Genomic DNA, 13,366 nt, shown 5'->3' on the forward strand with positions numbered 1-13,366 from the left:
AGCCGCTGAGCGGTCGGCGCACTTGCCTCAAGGCCTTGCGTCCGGTGCCGCTTAGCCCAAGCCGGCCCGTGCCGGCAACGATGCCAATGGTGCATAGGTAGTGGTGCGCTGGCGCGCCGGGCGGCCGATGCCCTCGGCGATCGCGACCAGCTCGGCCACCGTCTTCGACGAGCCGTATTCTGATCCGGCCATCCGCGAGATGGTCTCCTCCATCAGCGTGCCGCCCAGGTCGTCCGCGCCACCGCGCAGCATCACCCGCGTCCGCTCGACACCAAGCTTGACCCAGCTGGTCTGGATGTGGGAAATGCGGCCGTGCAACATGATCCGCGCCAGGGCATGCACCGCCCGATTGTCGCGATGGGTGGGCCCGGGCCGGGCCGCGCCGGCCAGATACAGCGGCGAATTCTGGTGCACGAAGGGCAGCGGCACGAACTCGGTGAAACCGCCGGTGCGGTCCTGGATTTCGCGCAGCACGTTGAGGTGGGCTACCCAGTGCCGCGGGGTGTCGACGTGCCCGTACATCATCGTCGAGGACGACCGCAGGCCCACCTCGTGCGCGGTGGTCACGATCTCGATCCACAGCGACGTCGGCAACTTGCCTTTGGTGAGCACCCAGCGCACCTCGTCGTCCAGGATCTCGGCGGCGGTGCCGGGGATGGTGTCTAGGCCGGCCTCGCGCAGGCCGATCAGCCAGTCGCGAATGCTCAACCCGCTCTTGGTCACACCGTTGGCGATCTCCATCGGGGAGAACGCATGCACGTGCATCGACGGCACCCGGGCCTTGACGGCGCGCACCAGGTCGGCGTAGCCGGTGACCGGCAGCTCGGGGTCGATCCCGCCCTGCATGCACACCTCGGTGGCGCCGGCGACGTGCGCCTCCCAGGCGCGGTCGGCGACCTCCTCGGTGGACAGCGAGTAGGCGTCGGCGTCGCCCTTGCGTTGCGCGAACGCGCAGAACCGGCAGCCGGTATAGCAGATGTTGGTGAAGTTGATGTTGCGGTTCACCACGAAGGTGACGTCATCACCGACGGTGTCACGACGCAACGAATCCGCCAGTGCAGCAACGGCTTCCAGCGCAGTGCCGTCGGCCGACGCCAACGCCAGGTATTCGTCGTCGCTGCAGCCGGCGGGGTCGCGTTCCGCCGCGGCCAGCGCGGCGAGCACGTCGGTGTCGATGCGCTCGGGGGCCGCGGCGGCCAGCTCGTGCACGTGCGCCCGGATCGATTCCCAATCGCCGAAGGCGCTGTCGAGGTCGCCGCGAGTCTCGGTGTTGCGGCCCTCGGTGTCGATCGCCGCGTTGAGGTCCACCCGTCCGGAGGACTCCACGTCGTCGGGCTCCTGCCAGGGCATGCCCACCGGGTTGACGTCGCGAGCCAGCCCGGTCGCCGGATCGGCCAGCGCCACAACGTGTCCCCGCACCCGCGGGTCGATCCACGCCGCCCCGGCCTGGACGTATTTGGGCTGCGCGGTCAGCCGCTGCGCCAACTCGTAGCCGGCTTCGGCGGTCACGGCGGCCAGGTCGTCCAAAGCGGGCCAGGGCCGTTCCGGGTTGACGTGGTCGGGCGTCAGCGGCGACACGCCGCCCCAATCGTCGACCCCGGCGCCAATCAGTGCCAGGCACTCGTCGCGGGACACCAGGTTTGGCGGCGCCTGGATCCGCATGCCCGGGCCGAGCACCAGCCGCGCCACCGCCACCGTCGCCAGGTAGTCCTCGATCCCGGCGTCGGGCATGGCGGCCATCGCGGTGTGTTCCTTCGCCCGGAAGTTTTGCACGATCACTTCCTGGACATGCCCGAACTCCTTGTGCGACTTGCGAATCGCGTGCAAGGTGTCGGCGCGTTCGGGCAGCGTCTCGCCGATGCCGACCAGCAGGCCGGTGGTGAACGGAATGGACAACCGGCCCGCGTCGGTCAGGGTGCGCAGCCGCACCGCCGGGTCCTTGTCCGGGCTGCCATAGTGCGCAAGCCCTTTCGTCTCGAACAGCCGCCGCGACGTCGTCTCGAGCATCATGCCCATCGACGGCGCCACCGGCTTGAGCCGCGACATCTCCGACCAGCTCATCACGCCGGGGTTCAAGTGCGGCAGCAGCCCGGTTTCCTCCAGCACCCGGATCGCCATCGCCCGCACATAGGACAGCGTCGAGTCGTAGCCTCGCTCGCCGAGCCACTGGCGCGCCTCCGGCCAGCGACCCTCTGGCCGGTCGCCGAGGGTGAATAATGCTTCCTTGCAACCGAGTTCGGCTCCGCGGCGGGCGATGTCGAGGATCTCGTCGGGTTCCAGATACATGCCGGCACCCTGGGCCCGCAGCCTGCCCGGCACGGTGACAAAGGTGCAGTAGTGGCAATTGTCGCGGCACAGGTGGGTGACCGGGACGAACACCTTGCGCGAATACGTAATCGGCAACCGGCCGCCAGGCCCGCGCCGCCCGGCCGACTCCAGACCCGCGTCGCGCACCCGCGCCGCGCTCGCGCACAGATCGGCGAGGTCCTCGCCGCGCGCCGTCATCGCGACGGCCGCCTCGTCGACGTTCAGCGCAACCCCGTCCCGGGCCCGCCGCAGGACCCGTCGCAGTGCCGACGCCGGGGCCCTATGCGGGGCCTTGGCCGGGATGACGGGGCTGGGCAGAGCGATGGGCGCCGGAGGCTCCGGCGACCCCATTGTTAGCGGCACGTTGGTGTAACTTCCCCACGATCGAATTTCATCCGCGCGTCCCAACACTTAATCCTGGGCAACGGTGCCATATGCGCAACAGTAGCGCCCGGCCGCGGCCCGCCCACGGCCGACGCCCCCGCGTCGAAACCGCCCGCGGGTGCGTTGCTCAATGTTTGGCGACTCGCTCATCGTCGGCCCGGGATCGCGATACCATCCGTGCGTAGCTCAGGGAAGGTGCGAGATGTCTTTCGTACTCGCGGCCCCGGAGGCGCTGGTCACGGCGGCTTCGGATTTGGCCGGCATCGGGTCGTCGCTCGGCACGGCCAGCGCGGCGGCCGCGGCCCCGACCACCGGGGTGCTGGCCGCGGCCGCCGACCAAGTGTCGACACAGGTCGCCGCGCTGCTTTCCGAGCATGGGGTGGGGTATCAGCAGCTGAGCGCGGGGCTGTCGGCGTTTCACGAGCAGTTCGTGCAGACTTTGAGCGCCGGTGCGAACACGTATGCGGCGGCCGAGGCCAATGCCGCGCAGACCCTGGTGAACGCGGTGAATGCGCCGGCGGAGGCGGTCCTGGGCCAGCCACTGATCGGGGGCGGCGGCGCGGTCGGCAGCGTCTTCTCCAATGCCGTGAACCGCATCGAAAGCGCGGCGCTGGGCGGCAGCGGTGTCGCCGGGCTGCTCGGTAGCGGCTCGGGTCTTCTCGACGGCGGCCGCGCGCTCGCGAGTGCGGCCGGCGCGCTGCTTGCGCCGGCCGCCGTGACCAACGCCGCGGTGGCGCCGGCGGCGCTCACGGCCGGTTCCATCGGCGCCGCGATCGAGGGCGCCTACCTCACGATCGAGCCGTGGGTGCAGTACGGCTTCAACCTCGCTGCGTGGGCGCTGGGCTACGTGCCCTTGGTCGGCGTGTTGGCTCCGCAGATCAACTTCCTCTACTACCTGTTCGAGCCCATCGTGCAGAGCGTTCTGTTCAACACGATCGACTTCCTCGACGGGGCAGTCAGTCTCAGTCAGGGCCTGAACAACATCTGGGCGAGCACAACGGCGTCGATCAACCAGTTCATCAACACCGAGATCAACTGGGTGCACGGCTTCCTGCCGCCGCTCCCGCCCGTCACCCCGTAGCGCGGCTGGTCAGCGGTAGCGGCTGCGCCGCCACAACACCCACGCCGGCGGCGTCACTCCCAGCGCGATCAGCAGCGGGGCCCCGTAGGCCATCAGGCCCGCGCCCCCCAAGATGACGTCGTCGGCGGGACCGCCCATGCTCATCGCGGCCACCGTGAGCAGCCACGTCCACAAGGGCAACGCGGCCACCCGCGGCGACCGGGTCCATCGCCCGGCGGCCCAGACCAGTGCGGCGTTGAGCAATCCGGAGAGCAATCCACTGATGGGAAAAGGAACCGTGCCGATATAGAAGGGCAGCAGCAGCGCCCCGGCTAGCGCGGATAGAACGCCGTCGACCGCCAAGAGCGCCAAGACAACGAAACGAATCGCCGGATCTGCCACGCCGCCGTCTTCGACATGGGCGGCGCGTTGCTTGGTTTCGGTCAGGTCGGAACGCTGTCGATTTGCGACAGTATCGAACCGATAACCCACTGCAGACTGTCGAGCCGGTCCTGCCAGTGCTGCATGTTCGGGTCCATGTCCGGGTCCATGCGAATTCCTTCCGTGGCTGCCTGGTTGGCAGCCTACCGCGTCACGGCCGCAATGAAATCAAGTCCCGCGAGCAGATCTGTTTCCCAGCCGCGCTCGTCGCGCTCCCCCGCCGGGCCGGCCGCCAGGACATAGTGCTCGTCGGCGAGGATCGGCAGGGCCACGTTGTTCGACAGGGCGCAGGCCCGGCCCGTCGGGCCGACGACAACCTGGGTCGCGTGCGCGGCGAGTGCGGCCACCTTGGCGACGCGCGCCTCGGGTGCGGCCTGCACGACGGCGTCGATGTCGGAGTCCGCATACCCGAAGTCGAACCCTTCTTTCGGCGGGATCATCCACCCGGGCCGCAGGTCCTCGCCATCGAGCTCGCGCCAACCCGCCTCGAACGCGCTTGCGGCCATGACCGTCCAGTAGAACTTCGGCACCGTCCACGGCTCCCCCGGGTAGTCGGCCCCCGAACCGGCCACACCCACCGCGGCCGTCGTGACGGCGTGGGTGCGGACGTGGTCGGGGTGGCCGTAGCCGCCGCCCGGATCGTAGGTCACGACGACGTGGGGGCGCTGCTCGCGGATGATCGCGACGAGCGCGCCAACGGCCTCGCGTTCGTCGGCGTCGACGAACCTCTGGCGACGCCGCCTCGGAGTGCCGCTCATCCCCGAGTCGCGCCATCGGCCCGCGCCGCCGAGATAGCTGGGTTCGCCGACCCCCAGCGCCCGCAGCGCGGCGGTGAGCTCGCCGATGCGGTAGCCGCCGAGTTGGTCCGCGCGCTCGACCGCGAGCTCGGCCCAGCGGTCGCCGATGACCTCGCCCTCCTCGCCGAGCGTGCAGGTGACGACCCGCACCTGTGCCCCCCGGGCGGTGTAGTGCGCGATGGTGGCGCCGTTGCTGAGGCTCTCGTCGTCGGGATGTGCGTGGACGAACAGCAGCCGCGGAGTCTCAGGCATGGACGAACCCTACCCCCGTGGTCGCGCCGGCCGGTTTCGTCAGGTCTAACCGAATAGGAACGCGGACGGCTACTATCGACAAATGCCGCAGGTCCAAGCAACCCCGAAGTGCAGCCGGAGCCGCCGGCGAGGCGAGGTCCTCGAACGCGCGCTCTACGAGGCCACGCTGGCGGAGCTGGCCGAGGTGGGTTATGGCGGGCTGACGATGGAAGGGATCGCGGCGCGCGCCCACACCGGCAAGGCGGCGCTGTACCGACGCTGGGCGAGCAAGCACGACTTGGTGCACGCCGCTTTGGTTTTCGCTCTGCCGCCGGTGCCCGAGGCACGCGCCGGGTGGTCGGCCAGAGAAAATCTGCTGGCGATGTTCACCGCCCACCGTGACATCCTCGCCGGAAAGACCGCCTTTCCCGGCCTGGATGTCATCCACCAGCTCCTTCACGAACCGGAAATGCGCGCCATCTTCGCCGACGCCGTGGTGGGCCCGCGGCTCAAGCTCGTCGAATCCATCCTGCAGGCCGCCGTCGACGACGGCGATCTGGACCGGGCCATGCTCACCCCGCTGACGGCACGGGTCGGACCGGCGTTGATCAACCAGCACTTCCTACTCAACGGATCGCCGCCGAACCGGCGCGAGCTGGCACTCATCGTCGACACCGTGATCCCGCCACGAGCGGAGGCGCCGCGCGCCGGCTGACGAGCCGACCCGCGGCGCCGAAATCGACGGTAGCGCGACGCCTACCCGCACTTGCCCACGCCAACGCAGATCTCAACGCGCGGTGGGCCAGATGTCGGCGTCGCGTAACGCACACACACAGCAGTCGCGCTACATCAACACCAGAAGTTGGGCCTGACCACTTAGGCGCTCAGGAGGAGGCCGCCGAGGTCGGCGCCGAGCGCCAAGCTCTGGTCGAAGATGCCCTCGAGGCCGCCGATACCACCGTTGGTGTTGAAGGCTCCCCCGCCGCCTCCGGTCAGGAAGGCACCCGCGTCCAGCGCGGGAACCTGCGCTCCGCCCAACAGGCTGTTGACGGTTTGCTCACCGGTGAGCAAGACCAGGTTACCGACATTGAAGGCCCGGTTGAGCGCGCCGTTGAGGGCATTGGGGCCGAAGATGCTTGCCTCCCAGGCCAATTCGTTGCTCAACAGGTTCGTGTTGAAGCCCGTTTCCGCGGTGACTAGGTTGCCAAGGAAATTGATCTGGCCCGCGGCGAGCCCCTGCAACCCCGCGATCGGCGCCGCCACCAACGCCGCCCCCGTCGTAGGAAGCCCGGCGAACAGCGACCCGTTGAGCACCCCGCTCAACGATGCCTGCAACCCCGCGGCGGTGATCGCCGCGCTCAGCGCGGCCTGTAGGGATCCGTTGCCGGTCAACGCGCTCGCGACCGCGCCGATGACGTTGAGGTCGAACAAGAATTTGGTGTCCACGGCGCCCAGCAGTCCGCCGATCGCGCCGCCGCCGATAACGCCGCTCAGGGGGCCCACCAAAAGGTTGGCGCCGGTGAAGGTCGCCGGGAACGGCACACCCAACAGGCTGTCGAAGGCCGCCTCACCGGTGCCAAGCACCATGTTCCAGAAGTTGTAGGTGCTGTCGATCACGCCACCCACCGCGCCGGTACCGCCGAAGAGGGCCGTCTCCAGCGCCGCCTCCTGGCCGGTCAGTGCCGCGTTGAAGCCAAGCTCTGCGTTGAGCAAAGTGGTATTGAAGCCCGTCTCCATCGCCTGGAGCTGGGCGAAGAATGTGGCCGGCGAGCCCGCCGTCAACAGCGCCTGGAAAGGCGCAACCGCGTTTACCAGCAGGGTGGGAAGCCCGGAGAGCCCAACGGTGAGTCCGCCGGTCAGCGCAGCGTTGAGTTGGGCACTCAGCCCGGAAAGCCCTGCACTAATGCTGGCACCCAGGCTGGGGCTGATACCAAAGATGGAGCCGAAGGCAGCAAGCGCAGCGTTCAAGTTGGTCGGCAGGGCAATGCCGAAGCCGCCCGACAACGCGGCATTCAGCGACGCGCTCAGCCCCGCAAGGTCGGCGCCCAGGCTGGCCTGCAACCCCGGCAGTCCAGCACTCAAGCCGCCCGCCAAGCCAGAAAGCCCGGCGCCCAAGCTGTTTGAGAACGCAACACCCGTCTGCGCCAACGCCGACAGCCCGCCGTTCAAGTCCGCCGCCAACGCCGCACCGAGCGGCGCCAACCCCGAAAGGCCGCCGCCGAAGCCACCCGACAACGCGGCATTGAACGACGCGCTCAGCCCCGCAATGTCGGCGCTCAAGCTTGCCTCCAGCCCCGCCAGCCCAGCGCCGAAGTCCAGCCCAAACGCGGGAGCCGCGCTCGCCAGGGTCTGCACGACGTTGGCTTCGGCGGCCGCATACGTGCTCGCGCCCGAGGTCAGAGCCGAGACGAACCGCTCATGAAACATCGCCGCCTGCGCGCTGAGCTGCTGGTAGCCCGCCGCGTGCTCGGAAAACAGCGCGGCGATCTGTGCCGACACCTCATCGGCGGCAGCGGGCAACACACCCGTCGTCGCGGCCGCCGCGGCGAAGTTGGCCGAACCGATCGTGGAACCAATATTCGCCAAATCCGTTGCCGCCGTGGCGATAAAGTCCGGCGTTGCGATCAGAAAAGACACACTTACCTCCCCGGCTCAGCACAACCCTGATCGCTATATCCCCCTGGCCCGAGCGTGCGGGGTGTCGCGATGGCGGCAGCGTATCGTTATGTCGACGCGAAAACGCCTATTTGCACTAACTAAGTTTGTGGATATTCGGTCCGGTTAAACCCGCCGTTTTTTGGCCCGCGCCAATGCAAAAGCCTCGACGTTCACGTCGGCGTCGCACGCCGGCGAGAGGCCCCTACCGCGCCCCAAATCGCGCGGCCGTCACGCCTACCCGCCCAGGACGAGGCCGGCCAGGTCGGCGCCGGCCGCCAGGCTCTGATCGAAGGCGCCCACCAGGCCACCGATCGCGCCGCTGTTGAACACCTGCTGGCCACTGCCGGTGAGCAGGCTCTGGAAGAAGGCCGGCTGCGCGACTTGCGCACCCGAAAGAGTGTTGAAGGCCTGCTCGCCGGTGCCCAGCAGCAGGTTGCCGACGTTGAAGCTGCGGTTGACGACACCGTTGAGCGCGCTGTTGGTGCCGAAGACAGCCTGCTCCAACCCCAGCTCGTTGGTCAGCAGCGCATTGTTGAAACCGAATTCGCCGCCGACCAGATTGGTGTTGAAGCCGATCTGCGCCGCCTCGATTTGCTGCAAGAAATTGGCCGGCGCGCTCAGCAACGCCGCCTGCGTTTGCGCCGGCAGCACACTCAACAGCGCCTGACCGGGCTGACTGCCCAGGAGGATGCCAGCAAAGTCGGCGCCGACCACCAGGCTCTGGTCGAAGGAGCCCAGCGGGCCGCCGATCGCGCCGCTGTTGAAGACCCCGGTGGTGCTGGTGAGCAAGGTCTGGGTCAAGTTCGCCGTGACCGGCGCGCCTACCAGGCTGTTGATCGCTTGCTCACCCGTGCCCACCAGCAGGTTGCCGGCGTTGAAGCCGCGGTTGATCACACCGTTGAGAGCGCTATCGGTGCCGAAAATGGCTTGTTCGAGCCCGATTTCGTTGGTCAGCAGCCAATGGTTGAGGCCAAGTTCGCCGTTCACCAGATTGGTGTTGAAGTTGACCTCCGCCGCCTCGAGTTGCTGCAAGATGCTGGCGGGTGAGCTCGCCGCCACCGCCTGGGCCGGCGCGGCCACCTCACCCGCCAGCGTCTGCACGACATTGGCCTCGGCACTGGCATACGCGCTCGCACCGGCGGACATCGCCTGCACGAACTGTTGATGGAACTGCGCCGCCTGGGCACTGAGCGCCTGATATGCCTGACCGTGCGCGCCGAACAATGCCGCGATCCCCGCCGACACCTCATCGAGGGCGGCCGGCATAACCCCCGTTGTCGCGACGGCCGCCGCGCTGTTGGCCGAGATTATCGTCGAACCAATACCGGCCAAGTCCGTTGCCGCGGCGGACACCATCTCCGGTGCCGCGATCAGAAAAGACATCATCCACCTCCGCCCAGGGCATCACGACTGGGCGGCCCCGACCCCGTCGCACAGAATCTTAACGACGAGCGGAGCCTATCGCCACCGCCTCGCGAAAACAGACAATTCCGAAAAAAGCCGTTTTCACGGCATGTCGGGTGGCCCGCGAGCAAACACGAGCTTACGGCCCTGTTTTGATCCATTGGCCGGCGTCGCCGACGATGCCAACCGGCACCGCACCCGAGAGGCTGACGTTCTGCACGCTCGGACCGGCCGCGACGATGGTCGTGTCCTGCAGGATCGGCAGCACGGTCGACATGTTCCACAGTCGCGGCTCGACCGCGGTGATCACATCGTTGATGTTCTTGGCGCCGTTGAGGGCGGCATCGATGTTCGACTGGATGCTGCGATCGCAGATTCCGGTGAGGTTCGACGGCGCCTGCACCAGCGCGCCGGGCTCGGGCGGGCGGCTGGGCGGCGTCGGGGTCGGCGTCACGGAGGCGGTGCCCGGCCCGGCGGGCGGCGTAAGCCCGGCGGAGCCAGACGAATTAGTGGTCGGCACGGTGGAGGTCGGCACCTGCGTCGACTGCAGCGCCGGGCAGCCGTAACGCGAGGCCAGCAGCGTTGCCAGGTTTCCGCCGGCCTGATGCCAGCCGACGATCGCGTCCACCTGGTTGTTGTTCAGCGCGTCGCGATAAAGCGACACCGGGTCCAGCGCCAGCACGGCGGCGGCGATGCCCACGTTGCGCAGCTGGTCGGCGGCCGTATTGGCCACCGCGACCGAGGTCGGGTCATTCGTCGCCACCCCGATGACCAGCGACAGCTGTTGGCCGTCTTTGCTGATCCGGCCGCGGATGACCTCCGGGGGTCCGGTGCTCGCCGGTGTCGGAGCCGGCGACGCCGGTGACGCCGGTGACGCCGAGGCGTTGCTCTCGACCTGGTATCCGGATGACGCGAGCAACGCCAGCGCCGCCTGCGTCGTCATCGCGGGCGGCGCGGTCGGCTCATAGCCCGGGTCGCTCGGCGATCGGATCTGGGCCTGGTCGAGCGTGACGGTGTTGTCGCTGCCCGCACCCACGGCCGCGAGCAGGTCGACGTCGAGCAACCCCAGAATCGCCTTGCGAACCTGCGTTTCGGACAGCTTGGGCTCGTTGGCGCGCAGCGTGAGCTGCATGACCCTCGGCGTCACGATCCGGGCGGTCCGCACATCGGGGATAGCCGACAACTGCGCGAAGGCCGCCGAGCCGCCATGCACCTGGGCGACCTGGGTGTCGCCGTTGCGCACCGAGTCGGCCAGCGCGGCCGGCGCGCCGGCGCGACGGAACAGGATCAGGGCGGGTTTGGCGGGCGGCCCCCAGTAGCGGTCATTGCGGGCGATCAGGATTTCGTCGCGCTGGGGGTCGATGGTCTCCACCCGGAACTGCCCGCCCGTGACCGGCAGCGCCCGGGCCAGCCCGGCCGCGAAACCGCCCGGCACGTCCTTGACGATGTGGGCCGGCAGGATGTTGCTGAACAGCTCCTTCCAGGCCGGATACGGTTGGGAGAAGGTGACCACCGCCTGTTTGCCGCCTTCGAGCGACTGCACGCCGGTGACGAGGTCGTAGCCGGCCGGATCGACCACCCCCGGCTGGCTGACCATCTGCCGCCAGAGGTACCAGAAGTCGTCGGCCGCGATCGGGGCGTTGTCGGTCCACTGCGCCTCCGGCCGGATCTTGTAGGTCACCGTGAACGGGCTCTGGTTGGTCACCTCCGCGGACGCCAACAGGGTCGGGTCCATCTCCCAGCGCGAGCCCGTCGGCGTATTGGGATCGGGCACCGGCCGAAACGCGCTCGGCAACACCAGGGCGCTGATCGCCGCGTTCACCGGTGACAGGTCCGACAGCAGATGCGGGTTGAACCCGGCGCCGATCGAGTCGATGCCCATGATGATCTGGATTGGCCGCTGTGGCGGTGGCGGCGAGCTGTGCGGTGTGTCGGTGCTCTGCGGCGCCGGCGGCGGGTTGACCGTACAGGCCGCCAGCGCCACACCCACCAGCGAGACCACCACGCCGACCGTCACGAGGACGCGGCGGGCTCGATGCAGCACGAGCATCAGGTTATCGAGGAGCCTCGCGAACGTAACGTGGCCGCGAAAAATCGGGCCGGATTTCGCAGTGACGTTACGTTCGCGGGCGGGGGGCGCCAAGCTAACCCCGGGCCTTGGCCCGCGCCCGGCTGCGGGCCCGGGCGGTGGCATCCAGCTCGACCTTGCGGACCCGCACGATCTCGGGGGTCACCTCGACGCATTCGTCGGGCGCGCAGAACTCCATGGCCCGCTCCAGGTCGAGCTCGAGCGGCTTGGCCAACGTCTCGATGACGTCCGCGGTCGACGACCGCATGTTGGTCAGCTTCTTCTCGCGGGTGACGTTGATGTCGAGATCCTCTGGGCGCGGGTTGATTCCGACGACCATGCCCTCGTAGGTGTCCTGGCCGGGCTCGACGAAGAACTGGCCGCGATCCGCGAGCTGGAGCAACGCGAACGGAGTGATGGTGCCGGACCGGTCGGACACCAGCGACCCGGTGTGCCGGGCCCGGATCTCCCCCGCCCACGGCTTGTACCCGTCGAACACCGCGTGCCCGACGCCGGTGCCGCGGGTTTCGGTGAGGAAGTCGGTGCGCCATCCGATCAGGCCGCGGCTGGGCACCACGAAATCCATCCGCACCCAGCCGGTGGTGTGGTTGGCCATGTCGACCATGCGGCCCTTGCGCGCGGCCATCAATTGCGTGACGGCACCGACGTACTCCTCCGGGCAGTCGACGGTCATCGCCTCGAACGGCTCATGAAGCTTGCCGTCGACGGTCTTGGTCACCACCTGCGGCTTGCCCACCGTCAGCTCGAAGCCCTCCCGACGCATCTGCTCGACCAGCACGGCCAGGGCCAGCTCGCCGCGGCCCTGCACCTCCCAGGCGTCGGGCGCGCCGATGTCGACGACGCGGATGGACACGTTGCCCACCAGTTCGGCGTCGAGCCGGTTGCGGACCATGCGCGCGGTGAGCTTGTGGCCGGGCACCTTGCCGGACAGCGGCGAGGTGTTGGTGCCGATGGTCACCGAGATCGCCGGCTCGTCGACGGTAATCCTCGGCAGCGCAACGGGGTTCGCCAGATCGGCCAGGGTGTCGCCGATCATGATCTCCGGTATCCCGGCTACGGCGACGATGTCGCCGGCGACGGCCTCGTCGGTGGGGTAACGTTGCACGCCCTCGGTGGCCAGCAATTCGGTGATCTTGGCAGTAGCCGTGCCCTCCTCCCGGATCCACGCCACCTGCTGGCCCTTGCGGATGCGTCCGTTGTAGATGCGGATCAGTGCGAGCCGGCCCAGGAACGTCGACGCGTCCAGGTTGGTGACCAGGGCCTGCAGCGGCGCATCCGGGTCGCCCTTCGGCGGCGGCACATGCTTTTCCAGGACCTCGAACAGCGGGTCGAGGTTGGTGCCGTCGGGAACGTGGCCATCGGCCGGTTGCGTGGTGCTGGCCACGCCGGCACGACCGGATGCGTACAGGGTCGGCAGGCCCAGCGCGTGTTCGGCAGCCGCGGCCGCGTCGTCGTCGAGATCCGATGCGACGTCGAGCAACAGGTCGTGGCTGGCCTCCACCACCTCGGCGATGCGCGCGTCGGGCCGGTCGGTCTTGTTGACGACGAGCATCACCGGAAGGTGGGCGGCCAGCGCCTTGCGCAGCACGAACCGCGTCTGCGGCAGCGGCCCCTCAGACGCGTCGACCAGCAGCAGCACCCCGTCCACCATCGACAGCCCGCGCTCCACCTCACCGCCGAAGTCGGCGTGACCCGGGGTGTCGATCACGTTGATCACCGTGACGGTTCCATCCGGGTGATGGCGGTGCACGGCGGTGTTCTTGGCCAGAATGGTGATGCCCTTTTCCCGTTCCAGGTCGCCGGTATCCAGCACCCGTTCCTGCACTTCGCCGCGCTCGTGCAACGCGCCCGACTGCCGCAGCATGGCGTCGACCAGCGTGGTCTTGCCGTGGTCGACGTGGGCGACGATGGCGACGTTGCGGAATGGCACGTCGGTGATTCTGGCAGCGGGCGCCTGAGATAGCGAACTCAGGCCGCTCGTCCGGTGTGCGTCTG

9 protein-coding genes are annotated in these 13,366 nt (G+C 68.6%); 2 read left to right on the forward strand and 7 right to left on the reverse strand.

Annotated features, from left to right (window positions below; genetic code table 11):
- Positions 1–51: 51 nt before the first annotated feature.
- Positions 52–2,658, reverse strand: a complete 2,607-nt coding sequence (locus K3U93_RS18445; protein ID WP_083010761.1) for a bifunctional FO biosynthesis protein CofGH — start codon at positions 2,656–2,658, stop codon at positions 52–54.
- Between the two features lie 235 nt (positions 2,659–2,893).
- On the opposite strand from K3U93_RS18445, the gene K3U93_RS18450 reads away from it, so the two are divergent.
- Complete coding sequence (locus K3U93_RS18450) at positions 2,894–3,772, forward strand: PE family protein (protein WP_083010762.1); 879 nt, start codon at positions 2,894–2,896, stop codon at positions 3,770–3,772.
- Positions 3,773–3,781: 9 nt separating this feature from the next.
- Here the strand turns inward: K3U93_RS18450 and K3U93_RS18455 are convergent, their stop codons facing one another.
- Together K3U93_RS18455 and mshB are read right to left on the reverse strand one after the other, a co-directional pair.
- Positions 3,782–4,243, reverse strand: coding sequence for a hypothetical protein (locus tag K3U93_RS18455; protein WP_071510335.1), 462 nt, complete (start codon positions 4,241–4,243; stop codon positions 3,782–3,784).
- A 92-nt stretch (positions 4,244–4,335) separates the two neighbouring features.
- Complete coding sequence (mshB, locus tag K3U93_RS18460; RefSeq protein ID WP_083010763.1) at positions 4,336–5,241, reverse strand: N-acetyl-1-D-myo-inositol-2-amino-2-deoxy-alpha-D-glucopyranoside deacetylase; 906 nt, start codon at positions 5,239–5,241, stop codon at positions 4,336–4,338.
- An 82-nt stretch (positions 5,242–5,323) separates the two neighbouring features.
- On the opposite strand from mshB, the gene K3U93_RS18465 reads away from it, so the two are divergent.
- On the forward strand, positions 5,324–5,935 hold the full coding sequence (locus K3U93_RS18465) for a TetR/AcrR family transcriptional regulator (protein WP_083010764.1): 612 nt from the start codon (positions 5,324–5,326) through the stop codon (positions 5,933–5,935).
- A 161-nt stretch (positions 5,936–6,096) separates the two neighbouring features.
- On the opposite strand, the gene K3U93_RS25405 is transcribed toward K3U93_RS18465, so the two are convergent.
- The 4 genes from K3U93_RS25405 to typA all read right to left on the reverse strand — a co-directional run bounded on the left by K3U93_RS25405 (position 6,097) and on the right by typA (position 13,301).
- On the reverse strand, positions 6,097–7,857 hold the full coding sequence (locus K3U93_RS25405) for a PE family protein (RefSeq protein ID WP_139796978.1): 1,761 nt from the start codon (positions 7,855–7,857) through the stop codon (positions 6,097–6,099).
- Between the two features lie 255 nt (positions 7,858–8,112).
- On the reverse strand, positions 8,113–9,261 hold the full coding sequence (locus K3U93_RS18475; RefSeq protein ID WP_083010818.1) for a PE family protein: 1,149 nt from the start codon (positions 9,259–9,261) through the stop codon (positions 8,113–8,115).
- A 160-nt stretch (positions 9,262–9,421) separates the two neighbouring features.
- Positions 9,422–11,332 carry an ABC transporter family substrate-binding protein gene (locus tag K3U93_RS18480; RefSeq protein ID WP_176219978.1) on the reverse strand — a complete coding sequence of 637 codons (1,911 nt, stop codon included), beginning with the start codon at positions 11,330–11,332 and terminating at the stop codon, positions 9,422–9,424.
- Positions 11,333–11,426: 94 nt separating this feature from the next.
- A complete protein-coding gene (gene typA / locus K3U93_RS18485) occupies positions 11,427–13,301 on the reverse strand; it encodes a translational GTPase TypA (RefSeq protein WP_083010766.1) in 1,875 nt (624 codons plus the stop codon).
- Between the last annotated feature and the right edge of the window lie 65 nt (positions 13,302–13,366).

Source organism: Mycobacterium malmoense (genome assembly GCF_019645855.1).
Lineage (GTDB): Bacteria > Actinomycetota > Actinomycetes > Mycobacteriales > Mycobacteriaceae > Mycobacterium > Mycobacterium malmoense.

Bases quoted from the DNA above. Each gene is read 5' to 3' on its own strand.
- K3U93_RS18465 (WP_083010764.1), top strand. From the start codon at position 5,324: ATGCCGCAGGTCCAAGCAACCCCGAAGTGCAGCCGGAGCCGCCGGCGA.
- mshB (WP_083010763.1), bottom strand. From the start codon at position 5,241: ATGCCTGAGACTCCGCGGCTGCTGTTCGTCCACGCACATCCCGACGAC.
- K3U93_RS18450 (WP_083010762.1), top strand. From the start codon at position 2,894: ATGTCTTTCGTACTCGCGGCCCCGGAGGCGCTGGTCACGGCGGCTTCG.
- K3U93_RS18445 (WP_083010761.1), bottom strand. From the start codon at position 2,658: ATGGGGTCGCCGGAGCCTCCGGCGCCCATCGCTCTGCCCAGCCCCGTC.
- K3U93_RS18480 (WP_176219978.1), bottom strand. From the start codon at position 11,332: ATGCTCGTGCTGCATCGAGCCCGCCGCGTCCTCGTGACGGTCGGCGTG.
- K3U93_RS18475 (WP_083010818.1), bottom strand. From the start codon at position 9,261: ATGTCTTTTCTGATCGCGGCACCGGAGATGGTGTCCGCCGCGGCAACG.